Annotated in this window: 23 protein-coding genes and 1 tRNA gene; 13 read left to right on the top strand and 11 right to left on the bottom strand. The window is 47.1% G+C overall.

From position 1 onward, the window contains the following. Positions 1-2 precede the first annotated feature (2 nt). Entirely contained in the window at positions 3-1,460 is a 1,458-nt protein-coding gene (locus DW947_RS03910) for an aminoacyl-histidine dipeptidase (RefSeq protein ID WP_055288566.1), read from the bottom strand. A 238-nt stretch (positions 1,461-1,698) separates the two neighbouring features. Between DW947_RS03910 and DW947_RS03905 the strand changes: the two genes are divergently transcribed. Both DW947_RS03905 and DW947_RS03900 read left to right on the top strand, forming a co-directional pair. Continuing rightward, a complete protein-coding gene (locus tag DW947_RS03905; RefSeq protein ID WP_005835814.1) occupies positions 1,699-1,932 on the top strand; it encodes a hypothetical protein in 234 nt (77 codons plus the stop codon). A gap of 25 nt (positions 1,933-1,957) precedes the next feature. Next, positions 1,958-2,560: an OmpH family outer membrane protein gene (locus tag DW947_RS03900; protein WP_005835815.1), complete on the top strand. Its 603-nt coding sequence runs from the start codon at positions 1,958-1,960 to the stop codon at positions 2,558-2,560. Between the two features lie 143 nt (positions 2,561-2,703). Here DW947_RS03900 and DW947_RS03895 read toward each other — a convergent pair whose 3' ends face one another. The 4 genes from DW947_RS03895 to DW947_RS03880 all read right to left on the bottom strand — a co-directional run bounded on the left by DW947_RS03895 (position 2,704) and on the right by DW947_RS03880 (position 5,822). Continuing rightward, entirely contained in the window at positions 2,704-3,474 is a 771-nt protein-coding gene (locus DW947_RS03895) for a copper homeostasis protein CutC (protein WP_119958451.1), read from the bottom strand. Between the two features lie 85 nt (positions 3,475-3,559). Further along, a complete protein-coding gene (gene rny, locus DW947_RS03890) occupies positions 3,560-5,098 on the bottom strand; it encodes a ribonuclease Y (protein WP_005835816.1) in 1,539 nt (512 codons plus the stop codon). A gap of 125 nt (positions 5,099-5,223) precedes the next feature. Continuing rightward, positions 5,224-5,514, bottom strand: coding sequence for a cell division protein ZapA (locus tag DW947_RS03885; RefSeq protein WP_005826408.1), 291 nt, complete (start codon positions 5,512-5,514; stop codon positions 5,224-5,226). Positions 5,515-5,528: 14 nt separating this feature from the next. After that, a complete protein-coding gene (locus tag DW947_RS03880) occupies positions 5,529-5,822 on the bottom strand; it encodes a hypothetical protein (RefSeq protein WP_008663836.1) in 294 nt (97 codons plus the stop codon). Positions 5,823-6,377: 555 nt separating this feature from the next. Here DW947_RS03880 and DW947_RS03870 point away from each other — a divergent pair. The 7 genes from DW947_RS03870 to DW947_RS03840 all read left to right on the top strand — a co-directional run bounded on the left by DW947_RS03870 (position 6,378) and on the right by DW947_RS03840 (position 10,314). Continuing rightward, a complete protein-coding gene (locus DW947_RS03870; RefSeq protein WP_034528592.1) occupies positions 6,378-6,905 on the top strand; it encodes a hypothetical protein in 528 nt (175 codons plus the stop codon). A 115-nt stretch (positions 6,906-7,020) separates the two neighbouring features. After that, positions 7,021-7,602 (top strand): hypothetical protein, encoded by a 582-nt coding sequence (locus DW947_RS03865; protein ID WP_005835823.1) that lies wholly within the window; start codon positions 7,021-7,023, stop codon positions 7,600-7,602. Between the two features lie 13 nt (positions 7,603-7,615). Beyond that, positions 7,616-8,227: a hypothetical protein gene (locus tag DW947_RS03860; protein ID WP_005835825.1), complete on the top strand. Its 612-nt coding sequence runs from the start codon at positions 7,616-7,618 to the stop codon at positions 8,225-8,227. 8 nt (positions 8,228-8,235) lie between these two features. Further along, positions 8,236-8,445, top strand: a complete 210-nt coding sequence (locus DW947_RS03855) for a hypothetical protein (protein ID WP_119958450.1) — start codon at positions 8,236-8,238, stop codon at positions 8,443-8,445. Between the two features lie 20 nt (positions 8,446-8,465). Next, a complete protein-coding gene (locus DW947_RS03850) occupies positions 8,466-8,756 on the top strand; it encodes a winged helix-turn-helix domain-containing protein (RefSeq protein WP_005835827.1) in 291 nt (96 codons plus the stop codon). Positions 8,757-8,821: 65 nt separating this feature from the next. After that, the gene (locus tag DW947_RS03845) at positions 8,822-9,601 is read left to right on the top strand and encodes a hypothetical protein (RefSeq protein ID WP_016273217.1); all 780 of its coding nucleotides are present in this window, start codon (positions 8,822-8,824) and stop codon (positions 9,599-9,601) included. Positions 9,602-9,735: 134 nt separating this feature from the next. Next, a complete protein-coding gene (locus DW947_RS03840) occupies positions 9,736-10,314 on the top strand; it encodes an MTA/SAH nucleosidase (protein WP_009036613.1) in 579 nt (192 codons plus the stop codon). 4 nt (positions 10,315-10,318) lie between these two features. Here DW947_RS03840 and DW947_RS03835 read toward each other — a convergent pair whose 3' ends face one another. Beyond that, complete coding sequence (locus DW947_RS03835) at positions 10,319-10,678, bottom strand: YbaN family protein (protein WP_044468343.1); 360 nt, start codon at positions 10,676-10,678, stop codon at positions 10,319-10,321. Positions 10,679-10,713: 35 nt separating this feature from the next. Here DW947_RS03835 and DW947_RS03830 point away from each other — a divergent pair, with 35 nt between their 5' ends. From DW947_RS03830 to DW947_RS03815, 4 genes are all read left to right on the top strand, one after another. After that, entirely contained in the window at positions 10,714-11,586 is an 873-nt protein-coding gene (locus tag DW947_RS03830) for a pyridoxamine kinase (protein ID WP_005826422.1), read from the top strand. A gap of 15 nt (positions 11,587-11,601) precedes the next feature. Beyond that, the gene (locus tag DW947_RS03825; RefSeq protein WP_044468344.1) at positions 11,602-12,435 is read left to right on the top strand and encodes a phosphodiester glycosidase family protein; all 834 of its coding nucleotides are present in this window, start codon (positions 11,602-11,604) and stop codon (positions 12,433-12,435) included. Between the two features lie 105 nt (positions 12,436-12,540). Then, the gene (queD, locus tag DW947_RS03820; protein WP_005826426.1) at positions 12,541-12,873 is read left to right on the top strand and encodes a 6-carboxytetrahydropterin synthase QueD; all 333 of its coding nucleotides are present in this window, start codon (positions 12,541-12,543) and stop codon (positions 12,871-12,873) included. Beyond that, positions 12,860-13,405 carry a 7-carboxy-7-deazaguanine synthase QueE gene (locus DW947_RS03815; RefSeq protein ID WP_057089189.1) on the top strand — a complete coding sequence of 182 codons (546 nt, stop codon included), beginning with the start codon at positions 12,860-12,862 and terminating at the stop codon, positions 13,403-13,405. The genes queD and DW947_RS03815 overlap by 14 nt, the downstream gene beginning before the upstream one ends. A gap of 57 nt (positions 13,406-13,462) precedes the next feature. Here DW947_RS03815 and DW947_RS03810 read toward each other — a convergent pair. From DW947_RS03810 to DW947_RS03790, 5 genes are all read right to left on the bottom strand, one after another. Further along, positions 13,463-13,535 (bottom strand) — tRNA-Trp (locus DW947_RS03810). Between the two features lie 75 nt (positions 13,536-13,610). Then, the gene (locus DW947_RS03805; protein ID WP_009036618.1) at positions 13,611-14,186 is read right to left on the bottom strand and encodes a uracil-DNA glycosylase family protein; all 576 of its coding nucleotides are present in this window, start codon (positions 14,184-14,186) and stop codon (positions 13,611-13,613) included. 54 nt (positions 14,187-14,240) lie between these two features. Then, positions 14,241-16,337, bottom strand: a complete 2,097-nt coding sequence (locus tag DW947_RS03800) for a KamA family radical SAM protein (RefSeq protein ID WP_117963487.1) — start codon at positions 16,335-16,337, stop codon at positions 14,241-14,243. Between the two features lie 162 nt (positions 16,338-16,499). Then, the gene (locus DW947_RS03795; protein ID WP_005826441.1) at positions 16,500-17,126 is read right to left on the bottom strand and encodes a hypothetical protein; all 627 of its coding nucleotides are present in this window, start codon (positions 17,124-17,126) and stop codon (positions 16,500-16,502) included. A gap of 86 nt (positions 17,127-17,212) precedes the next feature. Next, positions 17,213-18,601 (bottom strand): alanine/glycine:cation symporter family protein, encoded by a 1,389-nt coding sequence (locus DW947_RS03790; RefSeq protein ID WP_005835842.1) that lies wholly within the window; start codon positions 18,599-18,601, stop codon positions 17,213-17,215. Between the last annotated feature and the right edge of the window lie 202 nt (positions 18,602-18,803).

The following is an 18,803-nucleotide window of genomic DNA, read 5'->3' as shown; positions in this document are numbered from 1 at the left end:
ATTTATTTCACCGGAATGTGCTTCAGTATATCCAGCAGATGGTCCCAGAACTTCTGTACGGTAGGAATCAGCATCCGTTCGTCGGGAGAGTGCACACCCTGCAGGGTAGGTCCGAAGGAAATCATGTCCAGTGCCGGGTATTTGTCAAGGAACAGTCCGCATTCCAGACCTGCATGGATAGCTTTTACCTTGGCATCTACACCGAACAAACGTTTGTAGGACTCAACAGCCACTTCCAGGATTTCTGAATGCGGGTTGGGCTTCCAGCCCGGATATCCGTCGCCGAACGATACGGCTGCTCCACCCATTTCGAATACAGTACGCACCATATTGGCAATGTCTTGTTTGGAGGAGGCGGTAGAGCTGCGCTGGCTGGTCTCGATGCGGATGATATGGCCGGGTTTCATCTTTACGGAGGCCAGATTGGTGGAGGTTTCCACCAGCCCCGGAATGTCTTGGCTCATGGCATACACACCGTGAGGTGCGGCATAGATGGTTTGCAGCAAGCGCTTGGCGGTATCTTTGTCAATGGCTTTGGGACGGGCTGCTTCCGATTCGAGTACGAATTGGAGGTCCGGGTCAACGACGGCATATTCTGCCTCCACTTCGGCGGCAAAGACATTCAAGTCTGTGCGCAGGGCATGCTTGTCGGCATCGGGTATGGCAATTACCGCGTGTGCTTCGCGGGCAATGGCGTTGCGCAGGTTACCACCGTCTATTTCGCAAAGGTACATGTCGTACTTCTGGGATGCCTGGCTCAGGAAGCGGTTCAGCAGCTTGTTGGCATTGCCGCGCCCCAGGTGTATGTCGCCGCCGGAGTGTCCGCCTTTCAGCCCCTTTACCTGCACTTTGCAGCAGAAATATCCTGCCGGTACGTCCACTTCCCGGTAGGTGAATTCGGCAACGGAATCTATACCGCCTGCACAGCCGATGAAGAGCTCGCCTTCATCTTCGGAATCGAGGTTCAACAGAATGTCTCCGTTCATGAAGCCTTCTTTCAGGGCGAAGGCACCGGTCAGTCCGGTCTCCTCGTCCACGGTGAAGAGGCATTCGATAGGACCGTGCTCGATGCTGTCGTCGGCAAGGATAGCCAGTTCGGTGGCTACACCGATGCCGTTGTCGGCTCCCAAGGTTGTACCTTTGGCTTTCAGCCATTCACCGTCAATTTCGGTTTCGATAGGGTCGGTCAGGAAGTCGTGCTTCACGTCGTTGTTCTTTTCACATACCATGTCGATGTGCGATTGAAGTACGACAGTCTTGCGGTTTTCCATACCCGGAGTAGCGGGTTTCTTTATCAGAACGTTTCCGGCTTCGTCCACCTTCGTTTCCAACTTATGTTTTTCTCCGAATGCTTTTAAGTAAGCAATGATTTTCTCTTCCTTCTTCGAAGGGCGCGGCACTTGGCAGATTTCCTCGAAATAGTGAAATACACCAGCCGGTTTCAAGTCTTTTTTTTCCATAATTATCTGAATTAGCGGCTGCCTTACATGTGTTTATGCAGCCTTCATTATCAATTGTCAAATATCAATTCTCCATTAAATTAACCACTTATTGCTAAATATGGTTAAATTGATTGACTATTTTATTCCCCTTTCTCTTTTTTTAGAGTAAAAAAGGCGAGTTAGTCCAACCAAAGCCCTATATTTGCACCCACAAAAATAGTAAAAACACTATTTTCATGTAACAAAATTAATGGAAATGCTTGATACAATATTGATAACTCTGTTAATAGTTGCTATTTGCATTGTTTTATTGGGTGTGAAGGTCTTTTTTGTGAAAGGCGGGAGATTCCCTAACGGGCATGTCAGTGGCAATAAGGCAATGCGCGATAGAGGTATCGGTTGCGTGCAGTCGCAGGATAGGGAAGCGCAACGCAAGTCCCGTTTTTCCATTGATGAATTGGAAAAAGCCTTAAACGATAGTATGAACTAATTTTAAAAAACAATATTTATCAATTATGAAGAGATTAAACTACCTCATGAACGGTCTGGCAGCTCTCGCACTGATCGTTTTATTTGCTCAATGTGCCGGCAATACTGATAAACAGACAACAAGCGCTCCTGCACAAGCCGGCGGATTATCGGAAATGAAAATTGCTTATGTTGAAATAGATACGCTTTTGGCAAAATACAACTATTGCATAGACTTGAATGAGGCTATGGTGAAGAAGGGCGAGAATGTCCGTCTGACATTGAACCAGAAAGCCAGCGAACTGGAGAAGCAGAAGCAGGAATTCCAGACAAAGTATCAGAACAACGCTTATCTTTCTCAGGAGAGAGCACAGCAGGAATACAACCGCATTGCAAAGTTGGAGCAGGATTTGCAGAACCTGAGCAACAAGCTGCAGTCTGAACTGATGAGTGAGAATGAAAAGAACAGCCTGCAACTGCGTGATTCTATCAATGCTTTCCTGAAGGAGTACAATAAGACAAAAGGTTACAGCATGATTATCAGCAATACGGGTTTTGACAACCTGCTCTATGCAGACAGTGTCTATAACATCACCCGTGAGATTCTGGATGGTCTGAATGCAAGATACTCTTCTCCGGTGAAGAAATAATATTTATCCTATGATATAAAAAAGGATGTACCGAAAGGTACATCCTTTTTTTATAGGTCTCTCCCCCGACCCCTCCCCCGTAGGGAGGGGAGTTTTGAAGTTGCTCTTGTTTGTATTTTGTAGGACTATCTCTGTCCCCCTCCCTACGGGGGAGGGGCTAGGGGAGAGGCTTTTAATGCTCCGATTGTACGCTTTACCCGCTCCGCAGTAGTGACGGTATGTGTATATTCATCAATATGTACCGTTCCTCCCATAGAGACGGCGGAATTATGATAGAGCATGGAGCTCTCGATATTTTCCCTGGCGGAGAAATGAAATTCGCGGATGCCGGTTTCTCGGGCAATGTGGGCTATGTTGGCTTCATTCACCCCACAGCCTGCCAATAGAATGATTCGGTCTGATGCTTGTTGTTGGAGCTCTTTCAGAAGGGGAATGCCTCGCTCTGCTGTAGGTTGCTGTCCGGAAGTTAGGATGCGGTTGCATCCTAATTCGATAATATCTTCTATCGCTTTTCGTGGATTTCTGCATACATCGAAAGCACGGTGGAAGGTGACGGACATCCCTTGTGAGGCTTTCATAAGCTGCTCCATCAATGGAATGTCTACATCTCCTTCTGCCGTCAAGCAACCGAACACGACTCCGTCAGCGCCTAGACGACGGGCATTCTCTATGTCTTTCAGCATGATGCGCTGTTCGGTGGAGGAATAAAGAAAATCTCCTCCGCGGGGACGGACAATGATATGCAATTTGGTCTGTTGCAATGCTTCCCGTGCGATGAGGATATCACCGTATGAGGGGGTTGTCCCCCCCTCGGGGATGCCTGCGCACAGTTCCACCCGGTCTGCTCCGCCGGCTTGTGCGGCAATACAACTCTCTACGGAGTTGGCACAAACTTCAAACTGATAATCTTTCATTTTGTAAAGTTATGGTTGTGGTGCAAAAATAAGAAAAGGGTGAATACGAATTCACCCTTTCCTGCATTTATTTTCTTTTCTGATGTTACTTTGCGTAGCTCACCGCACGTGTCTCACGGATAACGGTAATCTTCACTTGACCCGGATAAGTCATTTCGTCCTGAATCTTCTTGGCGATTTCACCGGAAAGGTTCTCCGTCTGTTTGTCGTCAATCTTGTCTGCACCGACAATGACACGCAACTCACGGCCTGCCTGGATGGCATATGTCTTTGTCACTCCCGGATAGGACATGGCCAGTTGCTCAAGGTCGTTCAGGCGCTTGATGTATGCTTCTACAATTTCGCGGCGTGCTCCCGGGCGTGCTCCTGAAATGGCATCGCATACTTGTACGATGGGGGCCAGCAGGCTGGTCATTTCCACTTCGTCGTGGTGGGCACCGATGGCGTTGCAGATGTCTGGCTTTTCCTTGAACTTTTCTGCCAGCTTCATACCATAGAGTGCATGCGGCAATTCCGGTTCCTCATCGGGTACCTTGCCTATATCATGCAGCAGTCCGGCACGTTTTGCTTTCTTCGGGTTGAGTCCCAGCTCTGATGCCATCACAGCGCAAAGATTGGCTGTCTCGCGTGCATGCTGCAAAAGGTTCTGGCCGTATGAAGAACGGTATTTCATCTTACCGATAATGCGGATAAGTTCCGGATGCAGACCGTGGATGCCCAGGTCGATAGTAGTGCGTTTACCGGTTTCGATGATTTCCTCTTCTACCTGCTTGCGTACTTTGGCAACTACCTCTTCGATACGTGCCGGGTGGATACGTCCGTCTGTTACCAACTGGTGCAATGCCAGGCGTGCAATCTCACGGCGAACCGGGTCGAAAGCTGACAATACGATAGCTTCCGGAGTATCGTCTACCACAATTTCCACACCGGTGGCAGCTTCCAGGGCGCGGATGTTGCGGCCTTCGCGACCGATGATACGTCCCTTTATTTCATCTGATTCGATGTGGAATACGGTTACTGAGTTTTCAATGGCTGTTTCCGTAGCCACGCGCTGGATGCTCTGTATCACGATGCGCTTGGCCTCTTTGCTTGCCGTCAGCTTGGCGTCGTCCATGATGTCGTTAATGTAGGACTGGGCCTGCGTTTTGGCTTCTTCCTTTAGGGATTCTACCATGCGCTCTTTGGCTTCTTCGGCAGAAAGTCCGGAGATAGCTTCCAGTTTTTCTATTTCCTGGCGCTGCATGTGCTCCAGTTCTTCTTTCTTCTTGTCTACGATGGACAGCTGGGCTTCCAGATTTTCTTTCACGGCTTCTGCTTCCATCTTCTTGCGCTGGATTTCTTCCTGGCGTTGGTTCAGTACCAATTCACGTTGTTTCAGCTTGTTTTCTGCCTGCTGTATCTTTTGGTTACGTTGGGCCACTTCTTTTTCCAAGTCTGCCTTCTTGTTCAGGAATTTTTCCTTTACTTCCAGCAACTTATTCTTCTTAATCACTTCCGCTTCCGCTTCCGCATCTCTCAGGATACCGTCGTATTTGTTTTTCAGCCCGTGCTTGAAGAACAAGTACGAGGCAAACCCTCCGACAATGAAGCAGGCAATGGATAATACTATTGTAACTACTGTCATTTTATTAATTTGTTTTTAGTATATAAATAAAAAAGCACTGCATAAAAGCTTGCTTTGATGAAGGGCAAACTTTTGTACAGTGCGCGAATTTCTCTCTTTTACCGACCCGACGGAGGGATTGCAGCTTATTGTTCCTTGAAATAGGTCTCCAATACCTCTGTCAGTTCCTTTATTTTAGCGGTATAGGGTTCAGTATCATTACGGTCCTTCAACTGAAGGTTTTCTAAAGCGAACTGATAGGCCACCATGGCTATAATTCTCTCTAGAGACACATTCTGATAATGCTCCCGATACGCATTGAGCCTGATATCTACCTGCTTGGCGGCTTCTCTTACCATTTCCTCGTCCTCACGGTTGATTGTGAGAGGGTAGGAGGCTCCTGCCATCTGCAGGTTTATCTTTATCTTATCGTTCATACATCCTCTTCTCTTTATTCATTCAACAAAGCGATGCATTTATCGACTTCACGCACTAATTTGGACAATCGCAGTTTCGTCTCTTTCACGTCACTGCCGTTAAGGCTGATTGTCGTAGCTGTTTTTAGGTTCGTGTAGTTAAGTTCCAGTTCCCGGTATTCAGCTTGTACCTTCCCGTATTCCTCCTCTTTGGCTTCAAGAAGTTGCTTTAGCTCAGCATTTTCGCGTTTTAATTCATCGTGCAGATAGATTAAATGCCGCAGTCTGGCTTCAAAGGTACTTAATAGCTTCTTTTCTTCGTCTGTCATCACTACACCAAAATTGTACACAAAAATACGATTTACTTGGAGATTACAAAAACTTTTCGGAGAAAATGTGTTGTAGAAGTGCCGAAATAACCGAAATGGCCTATGAAAGCTTGGTTTCGGGGGATTGAAAAGGGGCGGACTGTTTATCAAAAGATAGGATATGTGGATAGGTGTGGGACTATTGGTTTTCTGCAAGGATTCTCTTCCTTTCTTTTCAAACGCTTAGTATTTCTGTTGCTAACTATTAATCGTCCGACAGTTGTTGAATTATCGTCCAACAACTGTCGGACGATAATTAGACATATGTCGGACGATAATAAAACGGTTATCGGACGATTAATAGTTAGTAAGGCAGGAATTACTTTTTGCTGTTTCCGGAACTACTGCTTGGGAATGATTGGAATAATCTATAGTAAAGGAGGATGCAAAGAAATAAATAAAATAATTTATATAATAGTTTGGTTTATAAAATAAACTAATTATATTTGCAACATCTTAGATTGTCAATCGGGGAATATGTGCTGAAATGAATAAGAATTTAACTGATTAAAGATTATGGAAGATAAGATATTTGATATGGGGAAGCAGAAGCCGGTTGCTGGAGTGGTACGGGATAGTTGGCAGCATCAGCTTTGGTGGATATTTACTGTACTAACGGTGATGTGTTTGTATTGGCTTTCCAATATCGTGTTGTGGGTTCCCTGGAGTCATAGCCCCCGGTTGGGTATGTTGCTGATGCTTACTGTAAACCCTCTTTTCTGGGGGATAGGCATTTATGCTTGCTTGTCTTGTGGGAGTAATGCCGGGAATCTGATGAAGAAGGCGTTGTTTGTATCATTGGTTGCTGTGGGAATATCTTTACTTTCGGATTTTCTGTTTTTTGCAGTATGCATGGAGTCAAAGGATGTATGGCATATCACTACTTTTTATGGTTATGCCTGGTTGGTGATACTGGCTTTGGGTGAGGCTTTCTTTTTGCGTAAAAGCTTGTTGGCCAGATGTTATGTGGTGACGGTGAGAGTACTGCTGGTTTTAGTGGGCATTCTACTGTGTTTATGGATTCTTCAGTATACTCTTGTTTAATTCTGAAAGGAGGGAATATGGAAACCTGGTTTGTGTATATGCTTACGGCCAATTGGCTACTGATGCTTTTCTTGATATTGAATGTATTTGATGTTGAATAATAAATCTATTGGTTATGAATGACAGAGTGTTGAATGAGAAGGAGAGTTTGGAACTCATTGCTCAAATGATACAGAATACGAAGTCCCGGATGACTCGGAATTCCGGAGCTCCTTTTCTGATATGGGGATATACGACCATAATAGTGTCGTTATTGGTTTGGTTTCTGTTGAAGGAAACGGGAAATTATCATTGGCAATGGCTGTGGTTTTTGTTGCCGGCTATTTCCCTGCCTTCTACTTTATGGATTGAGCACAAACAGCCGAAGATGATTAAGACTTATATTGACCGTATTGTAGGATATGTATGGGCGGTATTCGGATTAGGGGGCTTTTTTGTTTCCTGGGTTTCCATCTTCTTCTGGAATATGTCTGTCCTTTTTGTCATATTACTGATGATGGGAATGGGGACGGCACTGACGGGACTGATTATAAAGATGAAGGTAGTGACAGTGTGCGGAGTGGTGGGAGCTTTGGCCTCTGTGGGGTGTATCTATGTACACGGTTTCGACCAAATACTGGTTTTTGCATCGGCTTTTGTTTTTATGATGGTGATACCGGGACATTACTTAAACGGAATGGCAAAGCAGGATAAATAAATATTTATTGATTATGGAAGACAAGAAACTGAACGAGAAAGAGAGTTTGGAACTCATCACTCAGATGATACAGAATACGCGTCGGAATTTGGACACAGGTAGCGGAAACATGTTTTTAGTGTGGGGATATGTGAGTGTATTGGTGACATTGACGGTGTTGGCGGGTGTGTACTTTACAAAGAATCCTCTCTGGATGTGGGGATTTTGGGGAATTCCCGTTATCGGGTATTTACTGACATTTCTTTTGATGCGTAAGCGTCAGAAGATGGTAAAATCTTACATTGACAAGATTTTAGTTCAGGTTTGGAGGATGTTTGGACTGATTTGTATGATATTTGTATTGATGGCTACGGATCTTGAACGGTATGAGGTTATTCTTCCTATGGGGGCTATTGTCATGTCGATGGGAAGTATCATTACGGGTTGCATCATTCGTTATACTACATTTTTTATCTTTCCGGCTATGGGGCTTATGTGGGGTATGAAGAGTTTCTTTGATGCACTGAATTCCGGAACGTCATACGTGTCTTTGGTTTGGTTTGCCGGTGTGGTGGTCTTTGCCATGATTGTTCCGGGGCATATTTTGAACTATAAAGCCCGGAAAGAAGTTCACAACAGAAAGTGAGGTATAAGATGAAGACAATAAATAATGTTTTGGACAGATTTCTGCTCTTCTGGAAATTTATGGTATGGATGATTGTTTTGCTATTCATTTTATTTCCGGTTGCAATAAAAGAAGTTCAATGGGAATCTGTTGGAAATATGGTATTCTATACGTTGGGACATGCTTTTATTGGGGCTTCCTTTGTTGGGAATATCTCTCTATGCATTGTTGAAAAATAAATGGAAGAATAAAATTTGATATGTTTAAAGAACTGAACCCTTTGCTCCACAGTGAATTGCGGCTTGCGGTGATGTCGTTGCTCATCAGTGTTGAGGAAGCGGATTTTGTCTATATCCGCCAACAAACGAAAGCTACGGCAGGAAACCTCAGTGTGCAGTTGGATAAGCTCAGCAAGGCGGGTTATGTGGAGATAACAAAAACTTTTAAAGGAAAAATGCCTTGTACACTTTGTAGGATTACTCCGCAGGGAGTGGATGCCTTTGAAGAATATATAGAGGCGTTGAAATCTTATCTGGTGGGAAAATTATGATTTTCCTGAGAATTTGATGGGATTGATGGAAAATGGCAGTGTCTGATTAAAAACAATGAGAAATTATGAAAAGGAGTATTGTTTTATTTGTCCTCTTGTCTGCATTTGTAGTAGGCGTATGTATGGTCAATGCGGCTTGTGGAGCCTCATTGTCAAGAACTGAATCTGATGATGTACTGGACGGCATTCAGAAAAAAATTGAACTGGCTATGAACAATTGCTTTGTTCAAAATACTGCAGCTCCGCTCGATAGTCTGTTTACAAAGCTGAACAAACTTGAAGATGGGAATGGTATGGTTCCGTATTGGAAGGCTTATATTACCTACTATAAAAGTGTTTTCTATTTGAAACTTGGAAAGAAGGAAGATAGTGGGAAAGTGATAAAGGAAGCCTCCGCTATTTTGAATGATATAGGGAACAAAACTTCTGAAACCTATGCCTTATTAGCGCTTGTGCAGAGTTTTTCCATTCAGTTTGCTTCGGGTATGGAGGCAGGAAGAATATCTGCTGGCATTCGGGAAAATGCTGGGAAGGCTTTGGAACTGGACTCTACCAATGTAAGAGGTTGGTATGTATTGGGCAGTAACGATTATTACACTCCGGCTAGTTTCGGTGGCGGGAAGAAGGTGGAATATTATTTGAAGAAAGCTACTTCATCTCCTGACAAGAATACAGATGATTCCAGCCTGCCTACCTGGGGAAGAGAATACGCCTATGCTCTCTTGATTCAATACTATATGCAGAACGATAGGACGGATGAGGCCAAAAATTGCTTGCTGATGGCAGAGAAGGAGTATCCGGACAGTTATTTTATCGGCGAATATAAAAGGAAACTGGACGAATAATTTATCATTCTTCTGGAACCACTGTGCATTTAATTGCCTCAAAGGTAGGAATCTTCAAAAAAAGGTTTCTACCTTTGTCTTTTCTTCAAGGAGTAATTTTTTGAATAGGTAGGAACTACAAACAATGAATTGATATGAGAATCTTGGTTACTTATGCCGTACAAGGCGAATTTACTGAATTGAAATTTCCCGGACTGATAGGGGAGGAAGAGGTGCAGGTTGGCTATCTCCGTACCGGTGTGGGAAAGGTGAAATCGGCTTTTTATCTTTCTGAAGCGATAAGCCATGCGCAACCGGACTTGGTGGTCAATGTGGGTACGGCAGGGACTATCCGTCACCAGGTAGGAGATATTTTCGTATGCCGTCATTTTGTGGACCGTGATATGCAGAAGCTGGTGGAGCTTGGTATGGAGTATGAGATTGATTCAATGGATTTGTTGTCCCAAAAAGGATATTGTTTACACTGGCCGGCAGGCGGTGTATGCAATACGGGGGATACTTTCTTGACAGAACTCTCGGATGTGTCCGGTGATGTTGTGGATATGGAAGCCTATGCCCAGGCTTTGGTATGCCGTGCCAAGAATGTTCCTTTCATTTCGGTGAAGTACGTGACGGATATTATCGGGCAGAACTCCGTGAAACATTGGGAAGACAAGCTTGCCGATGCCCGGAAGGGGTTGGGAGAATTCTTCGAGAAGTTAGGAGGAGTTTAGCACATCATTTCAACGTCTTGAATGACAGTATATGCCAAGTCACCCCCACAGCGACAAGGAACAATACTATCTTTATTTCTGTTAGTGGAATCAAGAAGAAGATGCAGTAAACCATTGTTCCCCACATCAGCAGTAGGGAGATGATTTTGGCACGTAGAGGGATGGCTTTGTTCTCGCGGAAGCTGCGGATGTAGGGACCGAGGCATTTGTGGTTCAGCAACCATTGGTACAGTCTGGGTGAGCCTCTGAAGTAGAGTGCTGCCGTGAGCAGCAGGAAAGGCGTGGTGGGCAGCAACGGCAGGAAGATGCCGATGATGCCGAGTGCCAAAGAAACTGTTCCCAAAATGATGCAGACGGTTTTCATGCGGCAAATGTAGGAAAAATAATAATATAGATAATATGTATGCGAATAAAGTAAAGAAGGTTGTTGCCGTCCACGACTTGTCGGGAGTCGGACGGGTGTCTCTGACGGTGGTCATTCCCATCCTTTCGTCTATGGGTTTCCAGGTGTGTCCGTTGCCTACAGCCGTATTGTCGAGCCATACCCAGTATCCGGAATTCTCTTTTCTGGACTTGACGGATGAAATGCCGAAGATTATTTCCGAGTGGAAGAAGCTGGAAGTACAGTTTGATGCCTTTTATACCGGCTATCTGGGTTCTCCGCGGCAGATACATATTGTTTCTGACTTTATTGATGACTTCCGCCGACCGGACGGTCTGGTTGTGGTAGACCCGGTGTTGGGTGATAACGGACGGCTTTATGCGAACTTCCACGAGTCCATGATTGATGAAATGAAACATCTCATCACCAAGGCCGATGTCGTTACCCCCAATCTGACGGAGCTGTTCTATCTGCTGGGTATTCCTTATAAGGAGATGAATACGGATGAGGAATTGAAGTCATACCTTCGCCAGCTTTCCGATTGTGGTCCCGAAGTGGTGATTATTACCAGTGTGCCCGTACGGGATGATAAGCATAAGACGTCCGTGTATGCCTATAACCGGAACGGTAACCGCTACTGGAAGGTTACGTGTCCTTACCTGCCGGCCCATTATCCCGGAACGGGGGATACGTTTACCAGTGTCATCACCGGGGCACTGTTGCAAGGTGACAGTTTGCCCATTGCCCTGGACCGTGCCACGCAGTTCATTCTGCAAGGTATCCGTGCTACTTTCGGATACGAGTACGACAACCGTGAAGGTATACAGCTTGAAAAGGTGTTGCATAATCTCGACATGCCGATTCAAATCTGCAGCTATGAATTAATTTAAACCAATCCCATCTATATGAAAAAGAAAATATTCCTGGCAGTGTTTCTCTGTTGCGGCATGTTTGCAGCAATGGCGCAGACTGCTGCCGACTCTCTTGCCATCGTTTCTGCCGATTGGCAGACTGAGCCCCTGCAGAAAGGGATGCTTTATAAAAAGGCAGTATTCAGTTCTTTGTATGGAGTTCCTCAGGAAGTGTCTATTTTTGAAATATCCCCGAAGCGCTACCGCTTCGATGTGCTCGTCCACAATCCCAAGGAGGAGACCAGTATAGCCGCCCGGCATGCAGGTGCGGTGGCGGCCATCAATGGCTCCTATTTTGATATGAAAGCCGGAAATTCCGTCTGCTATCTGCGTAAGGACGGGGTGGTGATAGATACTACCTCTACCGGAGTTCTGGCAACAGTGTCCAATGGAGCTGTACTCATAAAGAAAGGCAGGCTGGAACTGATTCCCTGGAGCAAGCAGGATGAAAAGGCATGTACTTTGAAAAAAGGCACTGTGCTGGCTTCCGGTCCTTTGATGCTGAAGGACGGGCAAGTGTGCGACTTGTCCGGGACTAATCGGAATTTTGTAGATACCAAGCATCCTCGCAGTGCTGTGGCGCTGACAAGAGAAGGAAAAATCCTGCTTATTGTTGTTGACGGACGTCGGAAGGGAAAAGCGGAAGGTATCAATATACCCGAGCTTGCCCATATGATTCGTATATTGGGCGGGGAGGATGCGTTGAATCTGGACGGTGGCGGTTCTTCTACGCTGTGGAGTGGGGCGTTGCCGGATAAGGGAATAGCCAATACCCCGAGTGGCAGTGCAGAGCGTAAGGTTGCCAATTCTCTTTGTGTGTACGAATAAGATAGGGAAGTAAATGGATAAATCTTAAGTTTTTTGTAATTTTGCCGTCGCATCGAGGTGACATTAGATGCGGCAACTTATTATATTAATTAGCGTATTAACAATATGTACACAGTCATCAAACGTATGGAAGTGTCGGCTGCCCATAGCCTGAAACTTTCTTATCGCAGTAAGTGTGAGAATCTGCACGGTCACAACTGGATTATCACTGTCTATTGCCGTTCCAAAGAGCTGAATGCGGACGGAATGGTGGTAGACTTCAGTCACATCAAGCAGGTGGTAAAGGAACAGCTGGATCATCATAATCTTAATGAAGTGCTGTCCTTCAATCCCACAGCCGAGAACATAGCCCGTTGGATATGCGACCAGATACCCACTTGCTTCAAGGTAGAGGTGCAGGAGTCGGAATCAAACATTGCCGTCTATGAGGAAGATTAATGAGATATTCTACAGTTTGCAGGGAGAAGGATACCATACGGGTACCCCGGCTGTCTTTATCCGTTTTTCCGGTTGCAACCTGAAGTGCCCCTTCTGTGATACGCAGCATGAGGACGGCATACTGATGTCCGATGAAGATATCGTAACAGAAGTCAGTAAATACCCTGCCGCTACCGTGATACTGACCGGTGGAGAACCCTCCCTTTGGATTGACCGTGAATTTGTGGATTGTCTGCACCAGGCGGGAAAGTATGTCTGCATTGAAACAAACGGTACCCGTCTGCTGCCGGATAATATAGATTGGGTGACCTGCTCTCCCAAGCAGGGGGTAAAGCTGGAAATTACGCGTATGAATGAAGTGAAGGTGGTGTATGAAGGGCAGGATATTACTGTTTATGAGCAGTTGCCCGCCGGGCATTTCTTTCTTCAGCCTTGCTCTTGCAGCAATACGGCCGAAACGGTGGATTGCGTGATGAAGCATCCTAAGTGGAGACTTAGTTTGCAGACACATAAGCTGATAGATATCCGGTAGGCATTTATAAAACGAATAATGGCTGTAAGCAATGCTTACAGCCATTATTCGTTCATGCACGGGAGGAGAGGCTCGAACTCCCGACACCCGGTTTTGGAGACCGGTGCTCTACCAACTGAGCTACTCCCGTGTTTGCGGCTGCAAAGGTAATGCAAACTTTCAAATATGCAAGTAACAGACGTACTTATTTTATAAAGAAAGTTGCTTACAACATCTGTAAGTCCTGATACATAATGCGATACGCTGCTGCTTTTTTTTCCAGTGCCAGCGGGTAGGCTCTTGAGGAAGAAGGCATCCGGTAGAGGCGCATCGGATGGTTTTCGAAAAGAAACTCCGTGAAGTCGCCTACTTTGGGCTTGTCGATGGAAAACTGCGTGCACAGCGTGTCCGTTGCCTTCTCGCCGGTGGTGACGATAGCCTTGCATTGCGGTATCCGGTGCAGTAGGGCAGGAATGTCCGTAGGCTGCACTACTTCCAGAAACTTGTCCGAGGCATTGTCCTGCAGGCGCCGGATGGCAGAGGCTGTGTCGAACAAGGCAATACCCTTTTCCTGCAGGAAACTGATGAGGCGTTCTTTGCAGAAAGCCTTCTTCGTCTTGTCTACAAAATAATCCTTGTCATTGAAGAAAAGGAACCCGGTAATCCTCCACATGTCATTGTTCCAGTTGGGGTAGTAAAACTCCATGGACCACCGCTTTTTCTGCGGAGGAAAGCTTCCCAGCATCAGTAGACGGGCGTTGCCGGGAAGGAAGGGTTCTAAAGGGTGTTGTTCTATTTCCATACTTTCCAATTTCATTGTTCTGCCTGCAAAAGTACGGAATATATCTTGGATATGCTATCCTGCAATGTCCTGATTGCTCATTCTGTCGGTGATTTGGAAGGGGAAATCAGGATATTCGTAGAGGCTGAACCGGGATTCCGTCTTGCCTTCCGTATAGTTCCAGATGGTGGCATATTCTTCGGCGTCTTCTCCCATGGCCTGCAGTTGGCGGAGGTAGGAGGCTATGGACTTGTTCTCTACGATATATATTTGTCCCAGCCGGTCTATTATAGGGCTGTGGCGCCGGGTGCTGTCATGGTCGAAACGCAGGATGCGCTTGCCTTCGGGAGTGATGCCTACCATGTTGAAGGTCATGCTCTTGCCGATGGCGGGCAGGTTGAGCACATTGCGGTCGGTGGCGAGGAAAGGCAGGTGGTGCGTTTTCAGGAAACGCCGGATGCAGGCTGCCGGGTCATGGACGGTTCCAAGCAGTACGGACAGATTATGGGCATCTTCCTTGGTCAGCTTCCCGAAGCACTTTTCTTCCCGTTGCTCTTGTACGGAACGGCTGTTGGGGGTAAACACGGCATTGTTTTCTTCAAAACCTTTCACGGAGAAGGTGTAGTAGCAAACCACTCCCAACTGATTGAGCACTTGGCGCAGGCGGGTGGTATGCCCTCGGCGGGATGCAGCTACGTTGTATACCAGTTGGTTATCAATGAGCCAGCCTGCCGCCAGCAGTTTGCGTATTCCTTCGGCAGCTTCCGGAGTGACTTCGAGCGGGGTTTGGAAATGTGTCTGGATAATGAACTGGCGGATGCCGATGGTAGACGCCTTTTCCTTGAATTCCCTTAGAATCTCCACCAGCCCGTCATTGATGCGCATGGGCAGGTAGGCGGGGAGGCGTGAGCCGAGGCGTACACGTTGCAGCTCTGCATACTTTTCTCCCTCGGGCCGTTCCTGATTGGCTTTCCGCTTGCGGACTGCCATGCGGTAGACGGCGTCTAATATGTTGCCCAGCGTCTTGTTTTGGCTCATCAGTGCGTCACCGCCGGTGATGAGAATGTCCCGCAGTTGCGTGTCTTCCTCAAAATAGGCCATCAGCCGGCGCAGCTTCTTTTCCCATGTCTCCTTGGGACGCAGGGTGTCAAACTCAAAATTGAGCCGTTTGCTTTGAAAGTCGTACATACGCTGACAAGATGCGCAGAGTCCTCCGCAGGCGCGTCCCATGGTGTCGGGGATGAGGATGGCCACTTCCGGATAACGGCGGTGGATGTTATGCCCGTCGGGCAGCAGCCAGCCGGCGGCGTTGGGTTTACCTGGTTCTACGATATCCTCCCGTTCCCAGGCACGTATCTGTCCGTAGGTTTCCACCAGTTGGGGTGAATAGAGTATATAGCTGCGCAGGGCCTCGTCGTCGTATCCGCTGCCGGTGCAGTTCAGCAGTGACAGATAATAGGGGGTGGCGAAGAAAGGCATTCCCTTCTTGCGGGCTTTTGAGAGCAGGTACATGGTTTTGGCAGAAAGGGAGTTGCCGAGAAGACGGTTTAGCTCCGTAGGGCTTTTGACGGCCATGGCAAGATGGAAACGGAAGTCATTCCACCATTCGCTGACGAGGTTGAACTTCTCCTCGTAGCTGAGTCCCTCTTCGAAATGGAAGCGGGAAGCCGGGTTCTTGCGGTGCTCAATCTTCTGCACCAGTGCATGCAGGATGCGTTCCTTGTTCTTTGCACGGATATGCTGCACGTCTTCATCCAGTCCGCTGGGCCAGCGTTCGGTCAGGGTTTTGATTTTCTGTGCGGAGGGCAGGGTGGGGGCTGGCTGGTGGAGGCGTTTGAACTGCTGGAACAAGTCGATGAACAGGTCCGTTTCCGTTTCCTCTTCCCATTGTCCTGTGAGGAAGGAATGCAGCATTGATAAAGTTGATATGGGCAGCTGTTCTCCGATGGAGAGCTCGTGTACTTCCTGCCCGTCAAATTCAATCAAGAGTCGAATTTGCTTACCGGCCTCGTTGTCCACTTCCGGATGTCCGGCAATGTACTCCGTCAGGTTGGCCTTGAAGGCTTCCGCATCGTCGCTTTGAACGGCGATGCTGACCAATTCAGGGAGTTCGTGCCGATAAAGTTGTTCCAGTTGTGATAGAGTGAGTGCAAGCATTTTCTTTTGTTTCATAAGCGGTTGTTTTTTTGAAGTTAATATTTATGATGGTTGACGCGGGGTGCGTCCTTGTGTTCCGTGAGGGGAAAATGATTTCATTTGCTAAAAATAACAAAAAAAGCGGGAAATTTCTTTCCCGCCTTCTTGTTTCTAAAGTTCTTTAGAATTCTTTTTCTTTTATTTCTCTTCGTTGGCTTTCTGTTTCGGTTCCTTTTTGGCCAGCATCACTACGTTGTAAACGTACTCGGTCATCCATTGTTCCGAATATCCCAGACGCTCTTTGTACTGGCGTACTGCCGCTGCCGTCTTGTGTACATCGTCCTTTTTCCATACGGTTTTTGTACAGACGTCGTGTACGGTTTTTTCGGTCATGCTGCGCAGTGCTCCCTTGAAGATGGAAGGCATGCGGAATTTCCACTGCATCAGGTTTCCCATCAGCATCATCAAGTCATTGGAGAAGCCTTGATACATAAAGAGATAACCTTGTACGTCGTTCTGCGTACGGCAGTGCTTCTTGACGGAAGTATCAATTTCCTTGAAGAAGTTTTCACTGATGCCGTAGTCCTGCATCAGCATCTTGCGCGAAGCGGCCTTTTCCGCTTGTCCCAGGCGGCCTCCCTGCGTGGGGATTTTGAACAGACGCTTGAAGTTGGCTACATCCGGCACAAAGCGGATATTGGTGATGCCCAGGTTGGCGGCTATTACAGACTGGAAGTAGACGCGTGTCAGTGACACGAAGTCTTCCACATTCTTCGAAGATACTTCTCCGGTATTCTTGTTGAATAGTTTGGCAAATAAACTCATATCAAATTACGAATTACTGATTACAAATTACAAGACCGCAGGTCATCCGGCGGTTCCGGCTGCAAAAGTACGAAATAAGTTGGTTATCACCAGCACTCTATGTCTTTTTCTACCTCTTTCAGGCGGTTCTTGGTGAAAACGGGGTCTTTGATACCGGCGCTTTTCTGTGCGCGGTAGTCTTCAAGCAGCCTGAAAGCGTATTTTCCGAGCAGGCTGATGGCGATAAGATTGCAGAGCGCCATGAGTCCCATAGTGACGTCGGCAAGGCTCCATGCCAGGTCGAAGGTGGCAACAGCACCGAACATGACCATGCCGCCCACCAGTATACGGTAGATGTTGAGCACCCATTTACGGTGGGTAAGGTAGCGCACATTGGCTTCTCCGTAATAATAATTTCCCAGAATGCTGCTGAATGCGAAGAAGAACAAGGCTACCGCAACGAAGATGGCTCCCGAAGGTCCTATCTCGTTGGTCAGTGCATGCTGGGTAAGCTGTACGCCGTTTGTGGAACCATCCAGTGGAGCACCGCTGAACAGAATGATGAAAGCGGTGCAGGTACATATAATCAGCGTATCGGTAAATACTCCCAGCGTCTGAATCAAGCCTTGCTTCACGGGGTGGCTGACGTGTGCGGTTGCCGCCACATTGGGGGCGGACCCCATACCGGCCTCGTTGCTGAACAGCCCGCGTTTGATGCCCTGCATCAGCGCCATGCCGACACCCCCTCCCAAAGCCTGCTCCCATCCGAAGGCGTGGCCGACAATGAGTGCCAGGACTCCCGGCAGCTCTTTGATGTTCAACAGAACGATGATAAGTGCCAGTGCAATGTATCCCAACGCCATGATGGGGACGATGATGCTGCTGACTTTGGCTATGCGCTGTACGCCTCCAAAGATGATTGTCAGCGTGAGTGCGGTGATGATCCCTCCCACAACGGCATGGTCGAACCCGAAAGCGCCTTCGAAAGCGGCACACAGTGTATTGCTCTGTACCGAGTTGAATGCAAATCCGAAGGTAATGGTGATAAGTACGGCAAACAGTGCCCCCATCCACGGCTGTTTCAGTCCCTTACGCATATAGTAGGCCGGGCCGCCGATAAAGGAGTCTTTGCCCTTTATCTTATACAATTGGGCCAGTGTAGATTCTACAAACGAGCTGGAAGCACCCAGGAGGGCAATCACCCACATCCAGAATACAGCGCCCGGACCGCCTACTGCAATGGCGGTGGCAACCCCTGCAAGATTGCCCGTACCTACACGGCTGGCAATGGAGATGGCAAATGCCTGGAACGATGAGATATGCTTTTCCTTGGCATCGCCTTTCCCGCCCGAGTCGCCCAGCAGACGTACCATTTCCTTTATCATCCGGAACTGTACAAAGCGGGTTCTCAGCGTAAACCATACGGCGCATCCCAACAGTAGGGCAACGAGGATGTAGGTCCAGAGCAGGTCGTTTATCAGATTTATTATTCCCATAATGTATATGTACAGTTATCTATTTGTAGTAAAAAAAACTCACACAAAACAAGTGCTACCCTCTGTCGTTATCTAAGGTGGTCTCTGTCGTTACTTTAGGCTGCCTCTGTCGTTAACTGAGATAGACTCCTTGCAAGTTGATGATAATCAACGTGATATGAACTCGTGTGCTGCAATTTGTACCATGGACAAATCTGGACAA

Origin of the sequence: Bacteroides sp. AM44-19, from assembly GCF_003603395.1 — a bacterium.
Lineage (GTDB): Bacteria > Bacteroidota > Bacteroidia > Bacteroidales > Bacteroidaceae > Bacteroides > Bacteroides uniformis.
Note: the sequence above shows the minus strand (reverse complement) of the source record. Positions and strands in the feature narration are given on the sequence as shown.